The 22659-nt window shown below is 63.1% G+C and carries 27 protein-coding genes and 1 pseudogene; 11 read left to right on the top strand and 17 right to left on the bottom strand.

Annotated features, from left to right (window positions below; genetic code table 11):
• Positions 1-40: 40 nt before the first annotated feature.
• From A9971_RS24665 to A9971_RS24615, 11 genes are all read right to left on the bottom strand, one after another.
• Positions 41-556: a DUF2878 domain-containing protein gene (locus A9971_RS24665; RefSeq protein ID WP_015636971.1), complete on the bottom strand. Its 516-nt coding sequence runs from the start codon at positions 554-556 to the stop codon at positions 41-43.
• Entirely contained in the window at positions 549-1820 is a 1272-nt protein-coding gene (locus A9971_RS24660) for a cyclopropane-fatty-acyl-phospholipid synthase family protein (protein ID WP_015636970.1), read from the bottom strand. Before A9971_RS24660 ends, A9971_RS24665 begins: the two co-directional genes overlap by 8 nt.
• On the bottom strand, positions 1807-2622 hold the full coding sequence (locus A9971_RS24655; RefSeq protein WP_015636969.1) for a DUF1365 domain-containing protein: 816 nt from the start codon (positions 2620-2622) through the stop codon (positions 1807-1809). Before A9971_RS24655 ends, A9971_RS24660 begins: the two co-directional genes overlap by 14 nt.
• Positions 2619-3866 carry an FAD-dependent oxidoreductase gene (locus A9971_RS24650; RefSeq protein ID WP_183000069.1) on the bottom strand — a complete coding sequence of 416 codons (1248 nt, stop codon included), beginning with the start codon at positions 3864-3866 and terminating at the stop codon, positions 2619-2621. The genes A9971_RS24655 and A9971_RS24650 overlap by 4 nt, the downstream gene beginning before the upstream one ends.
• Positions 3863-4633, bottom strand: a complete 771-nt coding sequence (locus A9971_RS24645; protein ID WP_015636967.1) for an SDR family oxidoreductase — start codon at positions 4631-4633, stop codon at positions 3863-3865. The genes A9971_RS24650 and A9971_RS24645 overlap by 4 nt, the downstream gene beginning before the upstream one ends.
• Positions 4630-5055, bottom strand: a complete 426-nt coding sequence (locus tag A9971_RS24640; protein WP_015636966.1) for a nuclear transport factor 2 family protein — start codon at positions 5053-5055, stop codon at positions 4630-4632. The genes A9971_RS24645 and A9971_RS24640 overlap by 4 nt, the downstream gene beginning before the upstream one ends.
• Positions 5048-6493, bottom strand: coding sequence for a deoxyribodipyrimidine photo-lyase (phrB, locus tag A9971_RS24635; RefSeq protein WP_053160013.1), 1446 nt, complete (start codon positions 6491-6493; stop codon positions 5048-5050). Before phrB ends, A9971_RS24640 begins: the two co-directional genes overlap by 8 nt.
• 13 nt (positions 6494-6506) lie before the next feature.
• Positions 6507-7442, bottom strand: a complete 936-nt coding sequence (locus A9971_RS24630) for a MerR family transcriptional regulator (protein ID WP_015636964.1) — start codon at positions 7440-7442, stop codon at positions 6507-6509.
• A 3-nt stretch (positions 7443-7445) separates the two neighbouring features.
• Positions 7446-8396 carry a DUF523 and DUF1722 domain-containing protein gene (locus tag A9971_RS24625; RefSeq protein ID WP_183000068.1) on the bottom strand — a complete coding sequence of 317 codons (951 nt, stop codon included), beginning with the start codon at positions 8394-8396 and terminating at the stop codon, positions 7446-7448.
• 120 nt (positions 8397-8516) lie between these two features.
• Positions 8517-8732: a TIGR02450 family Trp-rich protein gene (locus tag A9971_RS24620; RefSeq protein WP_077934751.1), complete on the bottom strand. Its 216-nt coding sequence runs from the start codon at positions 8730-8732 to the stop codon at positions 8517-8519.
• On the bottom strand, positions 8729-9715 hold the full coding sequence (locus tag A9971_RS24615; protein WP_011063390.1) for an NAD(P)/FAD-dependent oxidoreductase: 987 nt from the start codon (positions 9713-9715) through the stop codon (positions 8729-8731). The genes A9971_RS24620 and A9971_RS24615 overlap by 4 nt, the downstream gene beginning before the upstream one ends.
• 194 nt (positions 9716-9909) lie before the next feature.
• On the opposite strand from A9971_RS24615, the pseudogene A9971_RS24610 reads away from it, so the two are divergent.
• A pseudogene (locus tag A9971_RS24610) lies at positions 9910-10818 on the top strand (TIGR01777 family oxidoreductase).
• Between the two features lie 8 nt (positions 10819-10826).
• Positions 10827-11852 (top strand): ferrochelatase, encoded by a 1026-nt coding sequence (gene hemH / locus A9971_RS24605; protein ID WP_015636959.1) that lies wholly within the window; start codon positions 10827-10829, stop codon positions 11850-11852.
• 58 nt (positions 11853-11910) lie between these two features.
• Here the strand turns inward: hemH and A9971_RS24600 are convergent, their stop codons facing one another.
• On the bottom strand, positions 11911-13185 hold the full coding sequence (locus A9971_RS24600; protein ID WP_041119831.1) for a uracil-xanthine permease family protein: 1275 nt from the start codon (positions 13183-13185) through the stop codon (positions 11911-11913).
• A gap of 2 nt (positions 13186-13187) precedes the next feature.
• Positions 13188-13826, bottom strand: coding sequence for a uracil phosphoribosyltransferase (upp, locus tag A9971_RS24595; RefSeq protein WP_011063386.1), 639 nt, complete (start codon positions 13824-13826; stop codon positions 13188-13190).
• A 164-nt stretch (positions 13827-13990) separates the two neighbouring features.
• On the opposite strand from upp, the gene A9971_RS24590 reads away from it, so the two are divergent.
• The 4 genes from A9971_RS24590 to A9971_RS24575 all read left to right on the top strand — a co-directional run bounded on the left by A9971_RS24590 (position 13991) and on the right by A9971_RS24575 (position 15961).
• Entirely contained in the window at positions 13991-14548 is a 558-nt protein-coding gene (locus tag A9971_RS24590) for a hypoxanthine-guanine phosphoribosyltransferase (protein ID WP_011063385.1), read from the top strand.
• A gap of 3 nt (positions 14549-14551) precedes the next feature.
• Positions 14552-15025 (top strand): WbuC family cupin fold metalloprotein, encoded by a 474-nt coding sequence (locus A9971_RS24585; RefSeq protein ID WP_077934748.1) that lies wholly within the window; start codon positions 14552-14554, stop codon positions 15023-15025.
• Positions 15026-15124: 99 nt separating this feature from the next.
• On the top strand, positions 15125-15610 hold the full coding sequence (locus A9971_RS24580; protein ID WP_053153731.1) for a hypothetical protein: 486 nt from the start codon (positions 15125-15127) through the stop codon (positions 15608-15610).
• Between the two features lie 63 nt (positions 15611-15673).
• Positions 15674-15961, top strand: a complete 288-nt coding sequence (locus A9971_RS24575) for a PA4642 family protein (protein ID WP_011063382.1) — start codon at positions 15674-15676, stop codon at positions 15959-15961.
• Positions 15962-16028: 67 nt separating this feature from the next.
• On the opposite strand, the gene mqo is transcribed toward A9971_RS24575, so the two are convergent.
• Both mqo and A9971_RS24565 read right to left on the bottom strand, forming a co-directional pair.
• Positions 16029-17540 (bottom strand): malate dehydrogenase (quinone), encoded by a 1512-nt coding sequence (mqo, locus tag A9971_RS24570; RefSeq protein ID WP_019095052.1) that lies wholly within the window; start codon positions 17538-17540, stop codon positions 16029-16031.
• A gap of 735 nt (positions 17541-18275) precedes the next feature.
• Positions 18276-18509, bottom strand: coding sequence for a hypothetical protein (locus tag A9971_RS24565; RefSeq protein WP_019096022.1), 234 nt, complete (start codon positions 18507-18509; stop codon positions 18276-18278).
• Positions 18510-18715: 206 nt separating this feature from the next.
• Between A9971_RS24565 and A9971_RS24560 the strand changes: the two genes are divergently transcribed.
• Positions 18716-19300 carry a YajG family lipoprotein gene (locus A9971_RS24560; RefSeq protein ID WP_011063379.1) on the top strand — a complete coding sequence of 195 codons (585 nt, stop codon included), beginning with the start codon at positions 18716-18718 and terminating at the stop codon, positions 19298-19300.
• An 88-nt stretch (positions 19301-19388) separates the two neighbouring features.
• On the opposite strand, the gene A9971_RS24555 is transcribed toward A9971_RS24560, so the two are convergent.
• Positions 19389-19595, bottom strand: a complete 207-nt coding sequence (locus A9971_RS24555) for a hypothetical protein (protein ID WP_011063378.1) — start codon at positions 19593-19595, stop codon at positions 19389-19391.
• Positions 19596-19784: 189 nt separating this feature from the next.
• Between A9971_RS24555 and A9971_RS24550 the strand changes: the two genes are divergently transcribed.
• A complete protein-coding gene (locus tag A9971_RS24550) occupies positions 19785-20072 on the top strand; it encodes a hypothetical protein (protein ID WP_015636955.1) in 288 nt (95 codons plus the stop codon).
• Between the two features lie 66 nt (positions 20073-20138).
• Here the strand turns inward: A9971_RS24550 and A9971_RS24545 are convergent, their stop codons facing one another.
• A complete protein-coding gene (locus A9971_RS24545; protein ID WP_015636954.1) occupies positions 20139-21305 on the bottom strand; it encodes a 1-acyl-sn-glycerol-3-phosphate acyltransferase in 1167 nt (388 codons plus the stop codon).
• Positions 21306-21445: 140 nt separating this feature from the next.
• Here A9971_RS24545 and A9971_RS24540 point away from each other — a divergent pair, with 140 nt between their 5' ends.
• From A9971_RS24540 to A9971_RS24530, 3 genes are read left to right on the top strand one after another with little or no spacing between them, the layout of a single operon-like run.
• Entirely contained in the window at positions 21446-21628 is a 183-nt protein-coding gene (locus A9971_RS24540; protein WP_011063375.1) for a CPXCG motif-containing cysteine-rich protein, read from the top strand.
• A 16-nt stretch (positions 21629-21644) separates the two neighbouring features.
• Positions 21645-21905 carry a putative signal transducing protein gene (locus A9971_RS24535; RefSeq protein ID WP_011063374.1) on the top strand — a complete coding sequence of 87 codons (261 nt, stop codon included), beginning with the start codon at positions 21645-21647 and terminating at the stop codon, positions 21903-21905.
• Positions 21906-21940: 35 nt separating this feature from the next.
• Positions 21941-22561 (top strand): SOS response-associated peptidase, encoded by a 621-nt coding sequence (locus A9971_RS24530; protein ID WP_011063373.1) that lies wholly within the window; start codon positions 21941-21943, stop codon positions 22559-22561.
• Positions 22562-22659: the final 98 nt, after the last annotated feature.

The following is a 22659-nucleotide window of genomic DNA, read 5'->3' as shown; positions in this document are numbered from 1 at the left end:
AGGCAGTGAGCCCCTGCTGTGGGAAAGCCCGGACGGACGCTCAGTCCGGGATGGCTGCCTGCGGTTCTTCCGCAGTGGGGCGTGCGAGCACGTGCAGCAGCGGCAGCAGCATGCTCCACAGCAGTCCCAGCCCCAGCAGGGTTGGCCACAGGCCATAGGCAAAGCTCACTCCGGCCAGGCGGCCCCCGGCGTAATAGGACAGCGGTCCGCACAGTGCGCCAACCAGGCAGGTCAGCCACCAGGGCCGGGCGGTCCACGCCAGGCAGTGGCGCAAAGTGGTTCCCAGCAAGGCCCAGAGCACGATCAGCCACAGGGGAATCAGCAGGCTCACTTGCTGGAACTGGAACACCCCCAGCCAGTGCAGGAAGCTGTCCAGGGTAATGCCGGTCAGGGCGACCCCGAAAATCATCCGGCCTTCCGCGGCCCAGCTGCCGATCCAGCGAAAATGCGCCAGCAGGATCGCCACCCCCAGCAGCAGCCAGGCGCTGTCGCCGGACAGCACACAGATGAACCAGCCCAGCTGGAACAGCAGGGCGTTGGCCAGTTGTTTACGCATCGAAACGTCCCAGCAGGGGTTGCGGCACCGCCGAGGGTTTGGCCAGGAGCATTTGCGCGGTGCCGATGCTGCGCTCCAGGAAACCGCCTTCGCAGTAGCACAGGTAGAACTCCCACAGGCGCAGGAAGTACGTGTCATAGCCCAGCTCGCTCAGGCGGCCGTGGGCGCGGCGGAAGTTCTCGTGCCACAGGCGCAGGGTGCGGGCGTAGTGCAGGCCGAAATCCTCCATGTGCAGCAGGTTCATGTCGGTGTCGCGGCTGACCACTTCGAGCATCTTCTGCACGCTGGGCAGGGCGCCGCCGGGGAAGATGTAGCGCTGGATGAAGTCCACGCCGTTCTTCGCCTGTTCATAGCGCTGGTCACGGATGGTGATGGCTTGCAGCAGCATCAGGCCGTTGCTTTTGAGCAACTTCGCGCACTGCTGGAAGTAGGTGGGCAGGAAGCGGTGGCCCACGGCTTCGATCATTTCGATGGACACCAGCTTGTCGTAATGCCCGTCCAGGTCGCGATAGTCCTCCAGCAACAGGGTCACCCGGTCCTGCAGGCCGGCAGCGTCGATGCGCTGGCGGGTATAAGCGAACTGTTCCTTGGACAAGGTGGTGGTGGTCACGCGGCACCCGTAGTTCTGCGCCGCATACAGCGCCATGCTGCCCCAGCCGGTGCCGATTTCCAGCAGGTGATCCTCGGGCTTGAGGGCGAGTTTCTGGCAGATGCGTTCCAGTTTGTTCAACTGGGCCTGCTCCAGGCTGTCGTCCTCGCTGCGAAATTGCGCGGCCGAATACATCATCGTGGGGTCGAGAAACTGCTCGAACAGTTCATTGCCGAGGTCGTAGTGGGCGGCGATGTTTTTCTGCGAGCCCTTGCGCGTGTTGCGATTGAGCCAGTGCAGGCCGCGTACCAACGGCCGGCCGAGTCGCGCCAGGCCGCCTTCCATGGCATCCAGCACGTCCAGGTTGCTGACGAAGATGCGGATCACCGCCGTCAGGTCCGGGGTGCTCCAGTAGCCGTGGATGAACGCTTCGCCGGCACCGATCGAGCCGCTGCTGGCCACCAGCCCCCAGGCGCTGCTGTCGTGGATATGGATCTCACCCACCAAGGCCGCCGTGCGGTCGCCGAAGACCAGGCGCTCGGCGTTTTCGATGACCAGCAGTTGGCCGTGCTTGAGGTGCGCCAGTTGCCGCAGCACACCGCGACGCAACAGGTTGGCGGTAAGGCTGTGGGTGCTGAACAGGGTATTTCTGGCCGATACGCTAGAGGATTTCATGGCGGCGATCCTTGGGTTGTACAGCGGCTGTGCGATAGGCGCCGTCGGCGGCCTCATGGGGAAAGAAGGTGATGCCCTTGGCGGTCAGGCGCAGGGCCTGCCAGTAGATGGCCAGGCAGGTCTTGGCGGTCATCCATGGAAAACTGCGCAGGTACTGGTGCAGGCTGCGGCGATCCAGGGTCTGGCGCTGCAGGCTGAGGGTGGCGTCGAATACCTTCAGATCACCCTGCCAGTCGGCCATGTGCACGCCCAGGCGATCGGCCGGCGGGCTGAAGCTCATGCGGTATTCCAGGTCACGGGGTAAAAACGGCGAGACGTGGAAGGCCTTGGCCACGGCAAAGTGCTGGTGCTCGGCAGCGCCGGCACTGTCCGGGCGGGCCGGCAGCACGTAGTGATAGCGCTCGCGCCACGGGGTATTGGTGACTTCACAGAGAATCGCCGCCAGTTGCCCGTCGGCCTCGAAGCAGTAGAAGAAACTCACCGGATTGAACGCCAGGCCCCAGCTGCGCACCTGGGTCAACAGGCGCACCGCGCCGCCCGGCACACGGCCGATGGCTGCGGCCACTTGCTGGCGTACCGCGTCGATCAGGCGCATGCCCTGGCCGGTGAAGTCCTTCAGGTAATCGCTTTCGCGGAAGGCGAAGGGGGCGAAACGGCTGCGGCCCGCCAGGGGCGAGAGTCCCAGCACCGATTCCTGCTCGTCCAGGTCCAGGTACAAGAGGCCGATCCGATAGCGGAAGGCATGGTCCTTGGGGGCGAAGCGCCGGTGGCTGATCCAGCCGCTGTACAGGGCACTGTTCACAGTTGTTCACCAAAGGCCTGGGCCACGCGCAACGCACTGACCACGCCGTCTTCGTGAAAGCCGTTGGCCCAGTAGGCGCCGCAGTAGAAGCTGTGCTGGGCGCCTTGCAGCTCGCTCCAGCGGGCCTGGGCCGCCACCGCTTCGAGGCTGTACTGGGGGTGGGCGTAAGTGAAGCGGGCAAGGATTTGCGTCGGGTCGATGACCGCGGTCTGGTTGAGGCTGACGCAGAAGGTGGTGTCGCTCTTCAGGCCTTGCAGGATGTTCATGTCGTAGGTCACGGCGGCGGCTTTGTCGCCGCTGGCGTCCAGGCGGTAGTTCCAGCTGGCCCAGGCCAGGCGCCGGCGGGGCAGCAGCCGGGTATCGGTGTGCAGTACCACGTCGTTGTCGGCGTAGGGCAGGGCCTGGAGAATCTCCCGCTCGGCCCGGCTGGGGCTGGCCAGCAGTTGCAGGGCCTGGTCGCTGTGACAGGCGAACACCACCTTGTCGAAGCGTTCGCTGCCGGCGGCGCTGTGGATCAGCACGCCGGTTTCGTCGCGCTCGACCCGTTGCACCGGGCAGTCGAGGCGGATGTGCTGGCGGAACGAGGCGGTCAGCGGTTCGATATAGCGGCTTGAGCCGCCTTCGATCACGCACCACTGGGGACGATTGTTCACCGACAGCAAGCCGTGGTTCTTGAAGAAACGCACAAAGAACTGCAAGGGGAAACCGAGCATCTGCACCCGTGACATCGACCAGATCGCCGACCCCATGGGCACGATGTAGTGCTGGATGAAACGCTCGCCATAGCCCTGGTTTTTCAGGTAGTCGCCAAGGGTGGTGTCGGCGGCGATCCGCTGCTGCTGCAGATCGAGCAAGGCGGTTTTGTTGAAGCGCAGAATGTCCCGCAGCATGCCCCAGAACCCGGGCGACAGCAGGTTGCGCCGCTGGGCGAACAGGCTGTTGAGGTTGTTGCCGTTGTACTCCAGGCCCGAGGCCGTATCGCACACCGAGAAGCTCATCTCGGTGGGTTTGAACTTGACCCCGATCTGGCCCAGCAGGCGGATGAAGTTGGGGTAGGTCCAGTCGTTGAAGACGATGAACCCGGTGTCCACGGATTGGGTTTCGCCGTTGTGGCTGACTTCCACGGTATGGGTGTGACCGCCGATCCAGCTGCCGGCCTCGAAGACCCGGATGTCATGGCGACGGTTGAGAACGTAGGCGCAGGTCAGGCCGGCGATGCCGCTACCGATAATGGCGATTTTCACGATGCACTCCCCGTGCGGGCCAGGCGTTTGCCGATGGCCAGTTGCAAGCGGCCGGGCAGCCAGGACAGCAGCTTGAGGCCGAAGATGAACGGGGCGGGGAAAGCGATCTCCAGATCCCGGTGTGACAGACGCTTGTGGATATGTCGGGCGGCCTTGGCGGCGGGCCAGCTCATGGGCATGGCAAAGTCGTTGCGCGCGGTCAGCGGGGTATCGACGAAGCCCGGGCTGACCACGGTGACGTCGATGCCCTCGGCGGCCAGGTCGATGCGCAAGGATTGCAGCAGGTAACGCAGGGCGGCCTTGGAGGCGCCGTAGGCGCCGGCCCGGGGCAGCGGCAGATAGGTCACGGAACTGGCCACGCCCACCAGATGGGGCTGATTGCCGGCCCGCAACAAGGGCAGTGCGGCTTCGATGCAATAGCCGGCGGACAGCAGGTTGCTGTTGAGCACACGCTGGATCAGCGCCGCCTCGAATTGCTGCACGTCGATGTATTCACAAGTGCCGGCATTGAGAATCGCCGTGTCCAGGGCGCCCCAGGCCTGGGCGATGCGCTTGCCGATCTCGCGCACTTGCAGGGCGTCGGTGAGATCGCCGGGCACCACCAGCACCCGACCCGGATACCGCTGGGCCAGGGCCTCCAGGGGCTCGCGCGAACGGGCGCTGACGGCCACCTGGGCGCCGGCCTTGAGCAGCTCTTCGGCCAGCGCCGCACCGATGCCGCTGCTGGCACCGGTGAGCCAGATCCGCCGTGGCATTGCCGGGTTCATCCGAGCCTCCTTTTCAACCAGGCGATCACCGTGCCGAGTACCGGCAGGTGTTCATAGAGCAGCGCGCCGGCGTCGAAATAGTCGCGATGCCGGTAGACCTTGTCGTCACGCCAATGCAGGTGCGAGCAGCCGGCGACCCGGACCAGCTGGCCAGCGCGCAGGCGCGGGTGGCGGTAGCTCATGGTCCAGCGCAGGTAGCCCTGGCCTTCGCCGCAGGTATCGATGCCGTGGAAGTCGAAGCGCAGCTCGCTGACATTGGCGTACAGCTCGGCGAAGTAGTGCCGTAGGCGCGGCAAGCCATTGACCTCGTGCAGCGGGTCGGTGAACTGGATGTCCTCGCTGTAGAGCTGATCCAGGCGCTGCAGGTTGTGCTTGTCGAGGCTGGCGAAGTCCCGGGCGAAGCGCTGGAGGAAGTCAGTCATGGGTCCCCCCCGCGTCCGGCCGCGCAGGCAGGGCCTTGAAGGCGGCCAGGGCGCGATCCCGGGACATGGCCAGGTCGACCATGGGCGCCGGGTAGTCGGCGACTGCGAACAGGCCGCCCATGGCCCCCGGGTTGTGGATATCCTTTTTGTTCAACCCCGCCAGTTGCGGCAGCCAGTGCTTGATGAAGCGCCCTTCGGCATCGAAACGTTCCGACTGGCTCACGGGGTTGAAAATGCGGAAGTACGGCGCGGCGTCGGTGCCGGTGGAGGAACTCCATTGCCAGCCGCCATTGTTCGCCGCCAGGTCGCCGTCGATCAGGTGGCGCATGAAGAAGCGCTCGCCTTCACGCCAGTCGATCAGCAGGTTCTTGGTCAGGAACATCGCCACCACCATTCGCAGGCGGTTGTGCATCCAGCCGGTCTCCAGCAGTTGGCGCATGGCGGCGTCGATGATCGGCAGGCCGGTGCGCCCTTCTTGCCAGGCCGCCAGGTCTTCGGGGGCGTCGCGCCAGGCCACCGCCTCGGTTTCCGGGCGGAAGGCGCGGTGCCGGGAAACCCGTGGGTAACCCACCAGGATGTGTTTGTAGAACTCGCGCCACAGCAGTTCGTTGATCCAGGTGACGGCGCCGGGATTGCCGCTTTCGAACTCTCCCTGGTTGCAGCGCAAGGCGGCGTGCAGGCATTGCCGCGGCGAGATCACTCCGGCGGCGAGGTAGGGCGAAAGCTGGCTGGTGCCGGGCTTGGCCGGGAAGTCGCGTTCGCTCTGGTAGTAGTGGATCTGCTCGTCGGTGAACTGTTCCAGGCGGCCCAGGGCCTGATCTTCGCCGGCCGGCCAGAGGTCGCGCAGTGATTGGCTGGGGGATGGGAAGCTGTCGATATGACGGGGCACGGGATCGGCCTGGATCGACAGCGGCAATTGCGCCTTGGGACTGGCGACCAGGGCCGGCAGTGCGCTGTGCAGGCGGCTGTAGCAGACCTTGCGGAACTGGCTGAAGACCTGGAAGTAGCCGCCGCTCTTGGTCAGCACGCTACCGGGCTGGAACAGCAGTTGATCGAGGTGGGCCTGGACACTGATGTCGGCCTCTTCCAGAACCCGGGTCACTGCGGCGTCGCGACGGCTTTCGTGGATCCCGTATTCCTGGTTGAAATGCAGCATGCGTACCTGCAGTTGTCGGCACAGTTCCAGCAGGACCTGGGGGGCCTGGTCCCAGGTGGCGGCGCTGCGGATCAGCAGGGGGATGTTTAGCCGGCCCAGGGACTTGCTCAACGACTGCAGATTGCGCAGCCAGAAGTCAACCTTGCACGGCGCATCGTCGTGGGCCTGCCACTGCTCCGGGCTCAGCAGGTACACCGCTACGGTCGGGCCACGCTGGGTGGCGGCGCAGAGGGCGGTGTTGTCATGTAGGCGCAGGTCGCTGCGCAGCCAGATCAATTGCATGCTGATTCCCGGTTCAGAAGAGTCCTCGCTCAAGCAGCGCCTGGCAGGCCGTTATCGGGTCCTGGGCCAGGTGCAGATCGGCGATTTCAGAGAGACATACGGACCACTCGGCGGGATGGATGCACACCGCGGGTCCGGCGATGAATTTTTTGCAGTCGATGCCGTTGAGCAGCCTGGGCAACTGCGCAGGGTTGAGGGCCTTGCTTGAATACAGCAGCAGGCCTCGGGCCTGCAGGCGTTCGACGGCCAGGGCCAGTTCGGCGCCGGGCAGTGGCCAGTCGAAGACTTCCACCGGGCAATCGGCGCTGCTGGCCAGCCAGGCGGTCAGCCACAGGTGGGGTTCCAGCGGCAGGTCCGACTGGTTGACCAGCAGCAGCGGTGGGGCCTGCAGCTGTCGATTGTTGTGGTAGATCCGTGCCCCCAGCTTGCTGCGCAGCCAGGAGTAGAAGAACACCTGCTCCATCTGGCTGCCGAACTGACCCTGCCAGCGCTGCTCCAGTTCTGCCAGCAACGGCATCAGCAGGTGCTCGCACAGGGTGCGCGGCGGATACAGGGCCATGGCCTGGTTGAAGGTGTCGTCGACCTTGCGCTCGGCCAGTTGGCTGATCGCCAGGCTCAGGGTCTGGCGCAGGCGCTGCCAGTCGTTCTCGGCCGGTGTGCTGGCGCTTGGGGCGCTGTCCAGCAGGTGCTTGACCTGGCTGACCGCCACCCCGCGATTGAGCCAGGTGAGGATGGTGAGGATTTCCTGCACCTGCTCCTGGGAGTACAGGCGGTGGCCCTTTGGGGTGCGCAGGGGCACGATCAGTCCGTAACGGCGCTCCCAGGCGCGCAGGGTGACGGCGTTGACCCCGGTCTGGCGCGCCACTTCGCGAATCGGCAGCCAGCCTTCATCCAGGGCGCGCCGGTAGTGGGCGCTGTTGTCTTCGGCCTGTTGGTCGAGTGCTTTCATGGCTCAGATCGCGTTGCGCAGGCTGAGGTTTTCCGGGTGCGGTTGCAAATACAACTGCTGGGCGATGTAGGGATCGGGGTGCTGGCGGAAGTGGTGCTTGAGTAGGGTCAGGGGCACCACCAGAGGCACGATGCCGTGACGGTACTGACCAATGACATGCTGCACTTCCTGCTTGTCCGCGCTGCTGATGGCTTGCTTGAGGTAGCCGCTCAGGTGCTGCAGCACATTGCTGTGGGTGCCACGGGTGGCGCAGCGGCTCAGCGCTTCCATCAACTGGCTGAAGTAGCGTGGGCCGATCAGCGTCGCATCGCCCTTGCCCATGCTGCCCAACAGATTGCCCAGGGCCTTGTACTGTTCGGGGTGATGGGCCATCAGCAGGTATTTGCAGCGCGAGTGGAAGTCGGTGAGGGCGCGGCGGGTCAGGCCTTGCTTGAGCAACGCCTGCCAGTCGCGATAGACGTAGACCCGGGTCAGGAAGTTTTCCCGCAGTACCGGGTCGTTCAGGCGTCCGGCTTCTTCCACCGGCAGATTGGGATGCTGTGCGCAGAATGCCTGGGCATAGATTCCCCGGCCGCCGTTTCGGTGGGGAATGCCGTTGGCCTGGTACACCTTGACCCGCTCCAGACCACAGGATGGTGAGTTCTGCATGAAGATATAGCCACAGATATCGTCTACCTGGGCCGCCATGCGCTCGCCATATTCCGCCAGGGGCAGGGTGACATCCAGGCTGGCATCCACGGTGCCTACGGCCCGGGGTTGCTCGGGGTCGCCGACCAGTCGAATAGGTTCGCGGGGGGTGCCCATGCCGATTGCAACTTCCGGACACAGAGGCACGAAATCGAAGTAGTCACTGAGTACTCGGCTGCACAGGCGAGACTCCTTGTGGCCACCGTTGTAGCGGACCTCGACGCCCATCAGGCAGGCGCTGATGGCAATTTTCGGCTTGGCGGACATGGTGCAACCTCCGGGGCTTACCTGTACAAAAAAGTAACGCTGTACAACTTTTCTTCATCATAGAATTAAAGTTGTACAAGTCAAATTATTTGTATAGGTATTGCCTGGTAGGTTGTCGGGTTATTTCCAGCCCATTCGCCAGTCGCTGTCGTTGAGCAGGGTTTGCCAGCTCATGCGCTGGCTGCGTCGGGTGAGTACGGCTTGCAGTTCGATGTCCAGCACAGTGCCTTCTTCGTCGCAGAAAAGCTCAGTGACCAGGAAGTGTTTCTCACGGCGTTGCGGGTGGGCTGCTGTCCACTTCGACAGCAGCAGTTTGCGCGGGTTGAGGCGATTCACTGCAGGCTCTCGTGGAGCCGGCGCGCGGCCTCCTGCCCGCTCAGCCAGGCGCCTTCGACGCGGCCGGACAGGCACCAGTCGCCGCAAACGTACAGGCCCAGATCGGCGTCGGCCAGGGCGCCCCATTCATGGCTGGTGGCCGGGCGGGCGTAGAGCCAGCGGTGGGCCAGGCTGAAGGTCGGGGCGGGCATGACGCTGTGCAGCAGCTCGGCGAAGGCACCGTGCAGTTGTTCGGTCACGGCTTCTTTCGAGAGGTCGATGTGCTGCCGGCTCCAGGCGCTGGTGGCATGCAGGACCCAGGTGTCGAGGTGGCTGTCGCGCCCGGGCTTGCTGCGGTTGCGGGCCAGCCAGTCCAGCGGGCTGTCCTGGACGAAGCAGCCTTCCATGGGGGTTTCCAGAGGGGTATCGAAGGCCAGGGCGACGGCCCAGGTCGGGTCCATTTTCACCCCGGCGGCGACACCCGCAAGCTTCGGCGCGGCGGCCAGCAGGGCAGTGGCCTGTGGTGCCGGCGTGGCGATCACGACGTGGCTGAAAGGGCCGTGGGTGAAACCTTCGGCGTCCTGCAGATGCCAATGCTGTTCGCCGCGGAAGACTTCGGTGATGCGGCAGGCGAAGTGGGCCTCTAGGTCGCCGATCAGCGCGCGGGTGATGGCGCTCATGCGGGGAGTGCCGACCCAACGGGTCTGTTCATCCGGCGAGGGGCTGAGCTGGCCGCCGTGGGAGTTGTAGAGTTGTGGCGTCCATTCGGCGACCCAGCCCTTGGCTTGCCAGCGCTGGACTTCGGTGACGAAACGACGGTCGCGGGCGGTAAAGTACTGGGCCCCCAGGTCTAGGCTGCCGGCATCGCTGCGTTTGCTCGACATGCGCCCGCCGCTGCCGCGGCTTTTGTCGAAAAGGTGGACGGTATGCCCGGCATCTCGTAGCGCCTGGGCGGCGGAGAGTCCGGCGATGCCGGTACCAATGATTGCGATGGGTACTGTCATAGGGGCCTCGTTTACCTTTCTGTACAGATTACGCCGCCGCCAAAACCTGTACAATATTGTTTTTTGGTATAGCTTTCGGCGTCATCGGTTGTTCAGGTTGTCTATCGTTAAAACACAGCCTGTCCGATTGAAAAGATCCCTGCTTATAAAAATAGACTAGTGATTCGGGTAAAACGCCACGCGAGGAAGATGTCATGCATATATTGCTGACCGGCGGTACTGGTTTGATCGGGCGTGCCCTGTGTCGTCACTGGCAGGCCCAGGGTCACCAGTTGAGTGTATGGACTCGCCAACCCGATAAGGTTGCCGCCCTGTGCGGTCCCCAGGTGCGGGCTGTCAAGGCGTTGCAAGAGCTGGACTAGATCCCGGTGGACGCGGTGATCAACCTGGCCGGGGCGCCGATCGCCGATCGGCCCTGGAGCCACAAGCGCAAGGCGCTGCTGTGGCACAGCCGCATTGCCCTGACTGAAACCCTGCTGGCCTGGCTCGAAAGCCGCGAACACAAACCCGGTGTGCTGGTGTCGGGCTCGGCGGTGGGCTGGTACGGCGACGGTGGCGAACGGGAGCTGAGCGAGGATTCGCCCCCGGTCAACGAGGACTTTGCCAGCCAGTTGTGCATTGCCTGGGAAGAAACTGCCCAGCGCGCCGAAGCCATGGGCGTGCGTGTGGTGCTGGTGCGCACCGGTTTGGTGCTGTCGCCCGAGGGCGGCTTTTTGTCGCGCCTGCTGCTGCCCTTCAAGCTGGGGCTGGGCGGGCCGATCGGCAACGGCCGACAATGGATGCCGTGGATTCATATCGACGATCAAATCGCCCTGATTGATTTTCTTGTGCATCAGTCTGGGGCGCAGGGTCCTTATAATGCCTGCGCGCCAAAACCGGTGCGCAACCGCGAGTTCGCCAAGACCTTGGGGCGGGTGCTGCACCGACCCGCACTAATACCGCTGCCGGCGTTTTTCCTGCGCCTGGCCTTGGGTGAATTGTCGTTGCTGTTGCTGGGAGGCCAGCGTGCCGTTCCCGCGCGGTTGCTGGAAGCGGGTTTCACTTTCCAGTTCACTGATTTGCCTGCGGCCCTGGACGCCTGTGTCCAGCCGCCTCTGAAATAGGACGTTGCATGACCGATCACGCGTTGCTCCTGGTCAACCTGGGTTCGCCGGCTTCCACTTCGGTGGCGGACGTGCGCAGCTACCTCAACCAATTCCTCATGGACCCTTATGTGATCGACCTGCCCTGGCCGGTTCGACGCTTGCTGGTGTCGCTGATCCTGATCAAGCGGCCAGAGCAATCGGCCCATGCCTACGCGTCGATCTGGTGGGAAGAGGGTTCGCCGCTGGTGGTGCTCAGCCGGCGTCTGCAGAAGGTAATGAGCGAGCAGTGGAAGCAGGGGCCGGTCGAGCTGGCGATGCGTTATGGCGAACCTTCGATCGAGTCGGCGCTGCTCAAGCTGGTGGCACAGGGACAGAAGAAGATTACCCTGGCACCACTTTACCCACAGTTCGCCGACAGCACGGTGACCACCGTGATCGAAGAGGCCAGGCGCGTGGTGCGCGAGCGCAAGCTGGACGTGCAATTCAGCGTGCTACAGCCGTTCTACGATCAGCCTGAGTACATCCAGGCCCTGGCGGCCAGCGCCAAGCCATACCTGGCCCGGGAGCATGATCATCTGTTGCTCAGCTTTCACGGCCTGCCGGAACGCCACCTGACCAAGCTCGACCCGACCGGCCAGCATTGCTTCAAGGACGCCGACTGTTGCCGCAATGCTTCGCCGGCGGTGCTGGCCACCTGTTACCGCGCCCAGTGCATGCGCACCGCATCGGCTTTGGCCGAGCACTTGGGATTGGCGGATGGCACCTGGTCGGTGTCGTTCCAGTCTCGTCTGGGACGGGCCAAGTGGATCGAGCCCTACACCGAGGCGCGGCTTGATGAATTGGCCAAGCAGGGAGTAAAGAAAGTCATGGTGATGTGCCCGGCATTTGTCGCCGACTGCATCGAAACCCTGGAGGAGATCGGTGATCGCGGTCGCGAGCAGTTTCGCGAGGCGGGAGGGGAGGACCTGGTGTTGATCCCTTGCCTGAATGACGACCCACAATGGGCCAAGGCCTTGAACGCCTTGTGCGAGCGAGCGCCGCTGGCGTTGTAAATAGCTTCGCCGGCAAGCCGGCTCCTGCGTGGGAGACAGCTTGCCGGCGAAGGGTTCTCTAGATCAAAGGCTCATCGGCCTTCTTGTTTTTCCAGCCGTCGTTCCCCGGCAGCACCAGGTTCAGCACGATGGCGACAACGGCGCACAGGGCGATGCCCTTGAGGCCGAAATCATCCGGACCGGTACCGGTTCCCACCAGCACGCCGCCAATGCCGAACACCAGGGTCACCGAGACGATCACCAGGTTGCGGGCTTCGCCCAGGTCGATCTTGTGGCGGATCAGGGTATTCATCCCCACCGCGGCGATCGAGCCGAACAGCAGGCAGAGAATCCCGCCCATCACTGGCACCGGGATGCTTTGCAGTAGCGCGCCGAACTTGCCGATAAAGGCCAGGGTGATGGCGAAGACTGCCGCCCAGGTCATGATTTTCGGGTTGTAGTTCTTGGTCAGCATCACCGCGCCAGTGACTTCGGCGTAGGTGGTGTTGGGCGGCCCGCCGAACAGGCCGGCAGCGGTGGTGGCGATGCCGTCACCGAACAGGGTGCGGTGCAGACCGGGCTTCTTCAGGTAGTCGCGGCCGGTGACGCTGCCGACCGCAATCACACCACCGATGTGCTCGATGGCCGGTGCCAGGGCGACCGGGACGATGAACAGGATCGCCTGCCAGTTGAACTCCGGTGCGGTGAAGTGCGGCAGCGCCAACCAGGGGGCGGCGGCGATCTTCGCGGTGTCCACTACGTCGAAGTAGAACGACAGGGCAAACCCCACCAGCACGCCGGAAATGATCGGCACCAGGCGAAAGATGCCTTTGCCGAACACCGCGACGATCAGGGTGGTGAGCAGCGCCGGCATCGAGATCATCATCGCCGTCTGGTAATGAATCAGCTCGCTGCCGTCACCGGCCTTGCCCATGGCCATGTTGGCGGCGATGGGGGCCATGGCCAGGCCGATGGAAATGATCACCGGGCCAATGACCACCGGCGGCAGCAGGCGGTCGATGAAACCGGTGCCCTTGATCTTCACGGCCAGGCCGAGAAAGGTGTAGACAAACCCCGCCGCCATTACCCCGCCCATGGTCGCGGCGAGGCCGAACTGGTCCTTGGCGAGAATGATCGGGGTGATGAAGGCAAAGCTCGACGCCAGGAAGACCGGCACCTGGCGCCCGGTCACCACCTGGAACAACAGAGTCCCGAGACCCGCCGTGAACAGCGCCACGTTCGGGTCGAGACCGGTGATCAGCGGCATCAACACCAGGGCACCGAAGGCCACGAAGAGCATCTGCGCGCCAGACAGTACCTGGCGCCAGAGCGGATCGTTGAACTCATCCTGCATGATCAGGAATCCTTCTGCTTGGTGCCGAAGATCTTGTCACCGGCATCACCCAGGCCAGGAATGATGTAGCCATGCTCGTTGAGCTTCTGATCGATGGAAGCGGTGTAGATGGTCACATCCGGGTGCGCCTGCTCGACGGCGGCGATGCCCTCGGGGGCGGCCACCAGGACCATGGCGCGGATGTCACGGCAGCCGGCCTTTTTCAACAGGTCGATGGTGGCGACCATGGAACTGCCGGTGGCCAGCATCGGGTCGATGATCATCGCCAGGCGCTCGTCGATTTCCGGTACCAGTTTTTCCAGGTAGGTGTGGGCCTGCAGGGTTTCCTCGTTGCGGGCCACGCCTACGGCGCTGACCTTGGCGCCCGGGATCAGGCTCAGCACGCCTTCGAGCATGCCGATGCCGGCACGCAGGATCGGTACCACGGTAATCTTCTTGCCGGCGATCTTCTCGACCTGGACAGGGCCGCACCAGCCTGGAATCTCGTAGCTTTCCAGGGGCAGGTCTTTGGTGGCTTCGTACGTCAGCAGGGCACCGACTTCCTGAGCGAGCTCGCGAAAGTTCTTCGTGCTAATGTCTGCGCGGCGCATAAGGCCAAGTTTGTGTCGGATCAGCGGATGGCGGATCTCACGGATGGGCATAGGGAAAGGCTCCGGCGGCGGGCAAAAAAAACGGCCTAGATTAATCTATCCGGGGTTGTTGTCCTATAGACATAAAGTACGTTAGTCCAGAAACGCTTGATCTGACCGGGCCGGATGCGTACCTTTGCCCGCTTTTCCGAAACTGCCACCCCTTGGAGAGCGCCATGTCCGCTGATCTCGAGCATATCCGTCAAATCATGCGCGAGGCTGACTGCCTGTACACCGAAGCTGAAGTCGAGGCGGCCATCGCCCGGGTCGGTGCACAAATCACTGAAGAACTGGCTGAGCGCAATCCGGTGGTGTTCTGCGTCATGAACGGTGGCCTGATCTTCGCGGGCAAGCTGCTGACCCACCTGCGCTTTCCCCTGGAAGCCTCCTACCTGCACGCTACCCGCTACCGCAACGAAACCAGCGGCGGTGAGCTGTTCTGGAAGTCCAAGCCGGAAGTCTCCTTTATCGACCGCGACGTGCTGATCATCGACGACATCCTCGATGAAGGTCACACCCTGGGCGCGATCATCGACTTCTGCAAACACGCCGGCGCCCGCGCCGTTCACACGGCCGTGCTGATCGACAAGGACCACGACCGCAAGGCCCGTCCGGACCTCAAGGCCGACTACATGGGCCTGCCTTGCGTGGACCGCTACGTGTTCGGCTACGGCATGGACTACAAGGGCTACTGGCGTAACGCTGCCGGCATCTATGCCGTCAAGGGCATGTAAGCGATGACCGGGCCGAGCTTTCTCGATCAAGCGTTGTTCAGCGACCTGGCTGAGAAAGCCGCGGCCAACCCCCGCGGTCGTCAGCACCACAACTTCCATGCCATGGAAGAGCCTTGCCACCGCATGGCGGTGGGGCTGCAACCCTCCACTTATGTTCCGCCGCATCGCCACCTGAGCGCTGACAAGGCCGAGACCCTGCTGGTGCTCCAGGGGCGCCTGGGCGTGCTGATTTTCGATGAAGCGGGCCAGGTCCAGGGCAAGCGGGTGCTGCAGGCCGGCGGCGACTGCGTCGGTGTGGACTTGCCGGCCGGGGTTTTCCACAGCCTGGTGGTGCTGGAGCCCGACAGCCTGATGTTCGAATGCAAGGCCGGCCCTTATCGCCCAGTGGGTGAGGGTGAGCAGGCCAGTTGGGCGCCCCGTGAAGGCGAGCCCGGCGTGGCCGAATACCAGGCCTGGATGCGCGCCCAGTTCGACTGAACAGGCCCGCGCCCGTGACAGCGGCCTACCGTCGGTAACGGTGCAAGATTTGCGGTAAAAACCCGTGCTAGAGTGCTCGGCCCTTGTCTGGAGCCTGTCATGAGCCTGTTGATTCGCAGTAGCGCGGCCCTTCTTCTGTGCTTGAGCCTGCCCCTGGCAGCCGCCCCGGCCCCCTTGCACGGGCAGTTCCTGCCTCCCGATGATCTGACCCTGCGCGACAGCGTCCCGCAACAGCAGCAGTTGTTGCAGGTCACCGAGTATTCGGTGGTGATCGGCAGCCAGCGCCAATCGAACCAGCAACCGATTCCCGTGACTTCGCCAGTGTGGGTGCGGCTCAAGGGCAAGCCGTTGAACAAGGGCGCCACCATCAGCCAGGTGCTGGTGAACTTCGACGGTGAAAGCAAAAGCCTGAAAAAGCCGCAATTCGATGCCAAGAGCCGGACCCTGACCCTGTATTACCCGCTGGCCCAGTACCGAGCGGTGATGGACCTGTTGCGCAATGACACGGTGTATTGCCAGTTCCTCAGCTATGCCAACGGGCACATCTGGGCTGACCTGCATACTGGCAGCGTGCGTTCGCGTTGAGGCCATATGCGGGCTGGAGGTAAACTGCCCGCCCCGTGAAATGTCTGCGAGCTGGAGTCGGCAATGCGTAAAGATAAGAAACAAGTGATTGGTGACGAGATCAGCGACGAGCAGATCAAGTTGTTCCTCGATTTCGAGCCGGTCGATGCAACTTCGCCGTCCCTGCACAAGCTGATCAAGGCCTATCGTGGCCTGCGCATCGATGATTTCGAACGCTTCCTGACCTTCTTCGTCGAAGCTGGTTTCGACCTGGATGGCAAGGATGAGCACGGCCAGACCTTCGTCGACCTGATCCGCGATCAGCGCAACGCCGCCGACTACATCGAGCTGATGGACAACGCCCGCGGCTGATCTTCTCGCCAGGCATAAAAAAACGCCCCGTCCTGCGAAGGACGGGGCGTTTTTCATTCAGCGCGGATCAGGCGCAGCTTTCGGTTTCCTTGCTTGGCTCGACCAGCTCCAGGCTCAGGTTGTTTTCGCTGTTGATCTGGTGGTACAGCGTTGCGTCGGTTTCCAGGACCTTTTCCCGTGCCGGGAAGATTTCCTTGAGCTTGGCAGCCCATTCGCCGCTGGCCTTGGCCGGGAAGCAGCGCTCGATCAGCTCCAGCATGATCGAAACGGTCACCGAGGCACCTGGCGAGGCGCCGAGCAGGGCGGCCAGAGAGCCGTCCTTGGCTGCCACCAGTTCGGTACCGAACTGCAGGATGCCGCCTTTCTTCGGATCCTTCTTGATGATCTGCACCCGCTGGCCGGCCACCTCCAGGCGCCAGTCCTCGGCCTTGGCCTCGGGGTAGAAGCGGCGCAGGGATTCCAGGCGCTGCTCCATGGACTGCATGACTTCGCTGACCAGGTACTTGGTCAGGTCCATGTTGTCCCGGGCCACGGCCAGCATCGGGCCGATGTTGCCGGCGCGTACCGACATCGGCAGGTCGAGGAACGAGCCGTGCTTGAGGAACTTGGTGGTAAAGCCGGCATAAGGCCCGAACAGCAGGGACTTCTTGCCTTCGACCACGCGGGTGTCCAGGTGCGGCACGGACATTGGTGGCGAGCCCACGGCCGCCTGGCTGTAGACCTTGGCCTGGTGCTGCTTGACCACTTCCGGGTTGTCGCAACGCAGCCACTGGCCGCTCACCGGGAAACCGCCGAAGCCCTTGCTTTCCTCGATGCCCGAGGCCTGCAGCAGGGGCAGGGCCGCGCCACCGGCGCCGAGGAACACGAACTTGGCGTCGACTTCGCGGGTACTGCCGCTGTTGACGTCCTTGATGCTCACGGTCCAGCCGTTGGCCTTGTTGCGCTTGAGGCCAGTGACACGCTTGCAGTACTTGACCTGGGCATCAGGAGCGCTGGTCAGGTGCTTGAGCAACTGGTTGGTCAGGGCGCCGAAGTTGACGTCGGTACCGTTGAGCACGCGAGTGGCGGCGATGGTTTCGTCCGCTGGGCGGCCCGGCATCATCAGCGGCATCCACTCGGCCATCTTGGCCTTGTCTTCGGTGTATTCCATGTCCGCGAAGGCATGGTGCTGGCTCAGTACTTCAAAGCGCTTCTTGAGGAAGGAAACGCCTTTTTCGCCCTGTACGAAGCTCAGGTGCGGCACGGGGCTGATGAAGGACTTGGACGAGCCGAAGGTGCCTTTCTTGGTCAGGTAGGACCAGAACTGCTTCGACACCTCGAACTGGGTGTTGATGTGCACGGCTTTCTTGATGTCGATGCTGCCATCGGCGGCCTGTGGCGTGTAGTTCAGCTCACAGAGGCCGGCATGGCCGGTACCGGCGTTGTTCCACGGGTTGGAACTTTCCGCGGCACCCGAATCCATCAGCTCGACGACTTCCAGCTTGATCGCAGGGTCGAGCTCTTTGAGCAGTACAGCAAGGGTGGCACTCATGATGCCGGCCCCGACCAATACGACGTCTACTGCTTCGTTATGCGCCATTAACGCGTCTCCAAAATCTGCAGCACCAAATTGACGGCATGGCTGCCAGGAGTGACGGGGCGGTTCACGTAATGCCCCAGGTTACCCATGGCCAGGATCGCCATGTCCGAATCTTCGCAATTTTTTGCAACTACCACGGACGCTGCCAACCGGGCCTCAAGGTGCGTATGAACGCATCTCGGGGAGCCTCGGGCAATTCGACTTATGGTCGATACATCCGCTCGTGCAACCAAATCCGTCAGCGGACAGGCTTCAAGCACCAGTTCTTGAGGAGTGCTCGGTCCTGTGTAATCGGGCTGTTGTAGAGGCCAATGGTGCCAGTTCAGACGCAAAACTATTCATTTGCTCGCCACACTCTTGTGAAGTTGTGAAAACCCGTTTTTTCACGCTCTTTTGAAGACGTGAACCTCAAAAAAGGGCTGCCTCAGCCTGGCACCTGGCCCGCGCGGTGATGCCGGCAAAGGATGCGGGCACGACGGGCAAACAGCTTTAAGTGGCCGAGCAACGGCAGCTCTGCAGTTTCGCGAAAAGTGGAGGTTTGCAAGGTGAACAGCAAGCACGCCAGCTTCACTCGAACTGTGTGGGCGGCTCTCTGTGGGCGGTGCGGGGTGCCAAAGCAGTGGCGTTGGCGGTACTGCGAGGCCCGATCAGGAGACGTCCTTATAATCGGGGGGAGATTGTAACGAAGAAATGCGCAGAAATGATCCTGTTTCGCGACTTTTATTAGGCTTTTGGTCAGGTGGCCAGTATCGGTTGCACCCGGGAGCGAGCGCAGCGCGGGCTGACCCGGGCGCTGGCGGGCAGCGCCTGGTGCAACCAGTTCAGGCGAATTTCCTGGATTTCCACCCAGCCATCGCCTACCGGGGCCAGCAGGCAGTGCTTGAAGGCCTGGCAACGTCCCTGGCTGTCCAGCAGGGCGAAGCTGCGAAACTGTTGACGCGGGGCGAACAGGGAGCGGAGGAAGTTCATGACCAGGTACCTGAATGTGTCATTGACGATAAGAATGCCCTTGAGCCGTTACATCATGATGTATTGCCAGTGAACGGCAGGTTACAGGAACCCGGTTGTACGGGACCTGTCTGAGTCTTGACTAAGTCATGCCTGGCGCTGGTTTGCCGTCCTTGTGCACCGCTATACTGCGGGCCTGTTTGTGCCTGATTCCTGGAGAGATGAGCATGTTGCAACGCCTGTTGTTCGGTTTGATCACTGTGACCAGCCTGTCGCTGGTGGGTTGCGCCCACAGCCCGCAACAACTCAGCCCGGAGCCCAAGCTCACTGCCCAGCTGGCGCCTGTCGGCCATGGCCAGCCGGTGGTGGTGAAAGTGGTTGATGGACGTCCTTCGCCGACCCTGGGCACCCGTGGCGGCCTGTACCCGGAAACCAGTGCCATCACCGTGCAGAGCGCGCAGATCCTGCCCAAGCTGCAGGCCCAGGCCGAAGCCGCAGTGCGCCTGCTGGGCTTTACCCCGACCGCCGGTGGCGCCAACGCCCCTCAGTTGACCGTGACCCTGGCCGAGCTCAAGTACCAGTCGCCTAAAGAAGGCCTGTACGTGACCGAGGCCACCATCGGTGCCACCTTCCGCTCGGATGTGCAGAACGCCAACCGTCGTTACAGCGGCCGTTACGGTGCTTCCCTGGACCAGCGTTTCGGCATGGCGCCGAACCAGGACACCAATACCAAGCTGGTGGGTGATGTGCTCAGCGATGCCCTGACCCGCCTGTTCAAGGATCCGACCGTGGGCCAGATCCTCGGCGAGTAACCCGCGCCTGGCCGGGGTTTGAGCCCTGGCCAAGCAACGAAAAAGCCCGGCTGCCTGATGGCGCGCCGGGCTTTTTTATGGGCGCGGATCAGGCCGCCTCGACGTAGAAGTCCAGCATGCTGACGCCCGTCAGCAGGTCTGTTTCCGGCAGGTCCGCGTGCTGGTGCCCGCCCAGGGCGCAATACACCAGCCAGTGCCGGTCCTGCACGTTGAACGCCAGGGCGCCCACCAGCGCCTGCTGTTCTTCACTGGGGGCGATCAGGTAAAGGCGGTCCTGGTTTTCGGCGTGCAGCATGACAAGCTCCGTGGGTTTCGAGGGGCGACAGACTGGCTTGTTTAGATGACGAAAAGATGACGCTTTAAATTAATGGACCGGCGTCTCGTTACTGGTCGGAAAGCCCCCCGCGTTTTGTCGGGGATTGAGTAGAATCCGCGCCGCGGGTGCACTCGACGGCCCGTATACGGCTTTCCTCCGAGGTTCATGATGTCGCTGCAACTGATCTGGTCGATGTTCAACGCCCATCCCGCCAAACTGATCAACCTGCTTGCCCTGCTGTTCGCCTGCCCAGGCAGCTGGCTGCTGCACGCCACCCGTCGTCGTGAACTGCGGGCCCTGGCCAATCTGGCCGTGCAGAGCGAGGGACGGGCGGTGGATCAGCCGCTGCTGATGCTGGATCCCGCAACCTTGCGCATCAATAGGTTTTTCTACCGCTTCGGCTTCGCCTGCCTTGGCCTGGCGTTGCTGGTGTCCTGGATCAGCACCCGGTTCTGATCAACCCCCAGGTTGCAGAAACGACAACGGCGCCCGCAGGCGCCGTTGTGCTTTCCAGTCCGGCCGTTACAGCGCCAGACCGGCCTTGACCCGATACTGGTTGCGCACCGGATTGGCGTATTGCAGTACCAGGTACGGCCGGTGTTCTGCCGGGCAGGCATCCAGCCGGCGCTGCCATTCCTGTTCGGCCTTGGCCAGCTCCTGGGCCGGGAAGACCTCGGCGGCCGTTGGCACCTGCAGTTGTGGATCGGCATCGCTCCACTGGGCATAGGCCAGGTAGTGCACCGGGAACAGGCGGTAGCCGCCGAGGATCTGCCGGTCCATTTCCATGGCCAGTTGCTTGGTGTCCTCGAAGGATTCGCTGATGGGCGCGGCGAAGTTCACGTGGACCCGGCCTTTATAGCCGGTGATGCCCTTGGCGATGCTCACGTCATCCTCGCCTGGTGCCTTGGTATAGGTGCCGGTGGTGGCGCGGATGTACAGCTCGCGGGCCTTGGCCTGGTCGCAGGGGTCGTATTCGTAGCTGATGGACACCGGTGTCAGGTTCAACGACTGGATGACCTCGCCGAACGGCTCGTCCTTGCGGCTCATGTGGAACATCTTGAGGATCGCCGACTCGGTGCGATCGTCGCCATCCTTGGCCCGGCCCTCGGCCTGGGCGATCCAGATCGACTGGCCGTCGTTGCGGATCGAATGGTTGATATAGGCCGACAGCAGCTGGTAGGCCGCGAGCTTTTCCCGGCGACCGCTGATGGAACGGTGCACGATGAAACTCTTGTTCAGGCGCATCAGGTCGCTGACAAACGGCTTCTGCAGCAGGTTGTCGCCAATGGCGATGCGTGGCGTCGGCAGGCCGGCGTGGTACACCGCGTAGTTGACGAAGGCCGGGTCCATGACGATGTCGCGGTGGTTGGCCAGGAACACATAGGCGGTGCCCGACTTGAACTGCTCGACGCCGGTGTAGGTCACGCCGTCGGTGGCCCGCTCGATGGTGTGGTCGACGTAGAATTCGACCTTGTCCTGCAGGGTGGCCACCGAAGTGACCCCGGCAAACTCACGGCGCAGGCGGTGAGCGATCAGGGGTTTGAGCAGCCAGCCGAAAGTCTTGGCAAAACGCGGGAAGCGAAAGTGGGTGAGGATATCTAGAAACGCCTTGTCACCGAGCAGCCGGGCCAGCACCGCTGGTACTTCGCTGTCGTGGTAAGGTCGGATGGCATCGAATTCGCCCATCATGCTCTCTTGTTAGAAACGGCTAGGGTAAGAAAAGGTTCGGATCGAAAAAAAGCCGGGCACGGTCTGAAAATTCAGCTCAAACAAAAAAAGCCCTGCAAATAGACCGGCGATTATACGCATAAGTCACTCTGGAGACGGCGATGCTGGAAACCGACCATTATCAGTGCCCTTACTGTGGCGAACAGGCAGAGGCGGTGCTGGACCTGTCTGGCGGCGACCAGACCTATATCGAAGACTGCCCGGTGTGCTGCCGGCCCATTGTATTCACCCTGCAAACCGACGGTCGGGAATGGATGCTCGACGTTCACAGTGAAAACGACTGAATGGGGAGTGGCCCTTATGCAGCGCATCTACGAGCCGGAAAACCTGCTGGAAGGCGAGTTGCTCCAGTGCATGCTGGCCAGCGAGGGGATCGAGGCCCATCTGCAGGGGCGCGATCTGTTGGGCGGGGCAGGGGAGCTGCCGCTGTTCGGGCTGCTGGGGCTGTCGGTGGAAAACCACCAGGCGCAACAGGCGCGAGAGCTGATCGCTGCGTACAATGCGGCCCTGCCGTTGCCCTTTGATGAACCGGACAATTTTGCCGGGGTGCTGGTCTGTTAGGCTGAGCGCCGATTTGCCGAGAGTTGTATTGCCCCATGTGTGGACGTTATGCCCTGTTTCGCTGGAACCCCGCGTTTGCCGCCTTGCCGGGATTTCCCGCCGACCAGAAGGCGCAGTGGAACATCTCGCCCAATGATTCGGTGCTGATCCAGCGCGCGGAAAACGGCCAGCGCACCCTGGCCCGGGCCCGCTGGGGGCTGACACCGCCGTGGCTCACGGACCTTTCCCGGACGCCCGCCCATGCCCGGGCGGAAACCCTGGCGGAGCAGCCGATGTTTCGCCAGGCCTTTCGCGAGCGGCGCTGCCTGCTGCCGGCCAATGGTTTCTACGAATGGCGCGGCGGCACCCGCAAGCGCCCCTACTGGCTGACGCCGGGGGAAGGTTCGTCGATCTTTTTTGCCGCGATATGGGAGGCCTACCCGGTGCAGGAGCAGGTCTGGCTGAGCACTGCAGTGGTAACCCAGGCGGCTTCCAATCTGCGTCGCCCGCTGATCCTCGATGCCGCCGGCCAGCAAGCCTGGCTCGATCCCGAAACCCCCTTGCATGCCCTGCAAGCCTTGCTGGCCAGCCCGCCGGCAGCCCTGCGCGAGCGGGTCCTGGCCAACCTGGTCAATGACCCCAAGCTCAACGGCCCCGAGTGCCTGACCCCCGCCTGAAGCATCAACTGCAGGAGCTGGCTTGCCAGCGAAGAGGCCCCCTGGTTTGCTGCCCAAGCCAGGATCGCTTTCGCCGGCAAGCCGGCTCCTGCAGGTCC

Source organism: Pseudomonas sp. UME65, from assembly GCF_014170225.1.
Taxonomy (GTDB): Bacteria; Pseudomonadota; Gammaproteobacteria; order Pseudomonadales; family Pseudomonadaceae; genus Aquipseudomonas; species Aquipseudomonas protegens.
The sequence above is the reverse complement of the archived record's forward strand: the minus strand, read 5'-3'. Positions and strand labels throughout refer to the sequence as shown.

Coding starts and splice junctions, on each gene's coding strand:
- A9971_RS24590 (WP_011063385.1), top strand. CDS start 13,991: ATGTCCGCTGATCTCGAGCATATCCGTCAAATCATGCGCGAGGCTGAC.
- A9971_RS24550 (WP_015636955.1), top strand. CDS start 19,785: ATGTCGCTGCAACTGATCTGGTCGATGTTCAACGCCCATCCCGCCAAA.
- mqo (WP_019095052.1), bottom strand. CDS start 17,540: ATGGCGCATAACGAAGCAGTAGACGTCGTATTGGTCGGGGCCGGCATC.
- A9971_RS24530 (WP_011063373.1), top strand. CDS start 21,941: ATGTGTGGACGTTATGCCCTGTTTCGCTGGAACCCCGCGTTTGCCGCC.
- hemH (WP_015636959.1), top strand. CDS start 10,827: ATGACCGATCACGCGTTGCTCCTGGTCAACCTGGGTTCGCCGGCTTCC.
- A9971_RS24630 (WP_015636964.1), bottom strand. CDS start 7,442: ATGAAAGCACTCGACCAACAGGCCGAAGACAACAGCGCCCACTACCGG.
- A9971_RS24565 (WP_019096022.1), bottom strand. CDS start 18,509: ATGAACTTCCTCCGCTCCCTGTTCGCCCCGCGTCAACAGTTTCGCAGC.
- A9971_RS24585 (WP_077934748.1), top strand. CDS start 14,552: ATGACCGGGCCGAGCTTTCTCGATCAAGCGTTGTTCAGCGACCTGGCT.
- A9971_RS24615 (WP_011063390.1), bottom strand. CDS start 9,715: ATGACAGTACCCATCGCAATCATTGGTACCGGCATCGCCGGACTCTCC.
- upp (WP_011063386.1), bottom strand. CDS start 13,826: ATGCCCATCCGTGAGATCCGCCATCCGCTGATCCGACACAAACTTGGC.
- A9971_RS24555 (WP_011063378.1), bottom strand. CDS start 19,595: ATGCTGCACGCCGAAAACCAGGACCGCCTTTACCTGATCGCCCCCAGT.
- A9971_RS24575 (WP_011063382.1), top strand. CDS start 15,674: ATGCGTAAAGATAAGAAACAAGTGATTGGTGACGAGATCAGCGACGAG.
- A9971_RS24540 (WP_011063375.1), top strand. CDS start 21,446: ATGCTGGAAACCGACCATTATCAGTGCCCTTACTGTGGCGAACAGGCA.
- A9971_RS24640 (WP_015636966.1), bottom strand. CDS start 5,055: ATGACTGACTTCCTCCAGCGCTTCGCCCGGGACTTCGCCAGCCTCGAC.
- A9971_RS24625 (WP_183000068.1), bottom strand. CDS start 8,396: ATGTCCGCCAAGCCGAAAATTGCCATCAGCGCCTGCCTGATGGGCGTC.
- phrB (WP_053160013.1), bottom strand. CDS start 6,493: ATGCAATTGATCTGGCTGCGCAGCGACCTGCGCCTACATGACAACACC.
- A9971_RS24580 (WP_053153731.1), top strand. CDS start 15,125: ATGAGCCTGTTGATTCGCAGTAGCGCGGCCCTTCTTCTGTGCTTGAGC.
- A9971_RS24560 (WP_011063379.1), top strand. CDS start 18,716: ATGTTGCAACGCCTGTTGTTCGGTTTGATCACTGTGACCAGCCTGTCG.
- A9971_RS24600 (WP_041119831.1), bottom strand. CDS start 13,185: ATGCAGGATGAGTTCAACGATCCGCTCTGGCGCCAGGTACTGTCTGGC.
- A9971_RS24660 (WP_015636970.1), bottom strand. CDS start 1,820: ATGAAATCCTCTAGCGTATCGGCCAGAAATACCCTGTTCAGCACCCAC.
- A9971_RS24645 (WP_015636967.1), bottom strand. CDS start 4,633: ATGAACCCGGCAATGCCACGGCGGATCTGGCTCACCGGTGCCAGCAGC.
- A9971_RS24665 (WP_015636971.1), bottom strand. CDS start 556: ATGCGTAAACAACTGGCCAACGCCCTGCTGTTCCAGCTGGGCTGGTTC.
- A9971_RS24535 (WP_011063374.1), top strand. CDS start 21,645: ATGCAGCGCATCTACGAGCCGGAAAACCTGCTGGAAGGCGAGTTGCTC.
- A9971_RS24545 (WP_015636954.1), bottom strand. CDS start 21,305: ATGATGGGCGAATTCGATGCCATCCGACCTTACCACGACAGCGAAGTA.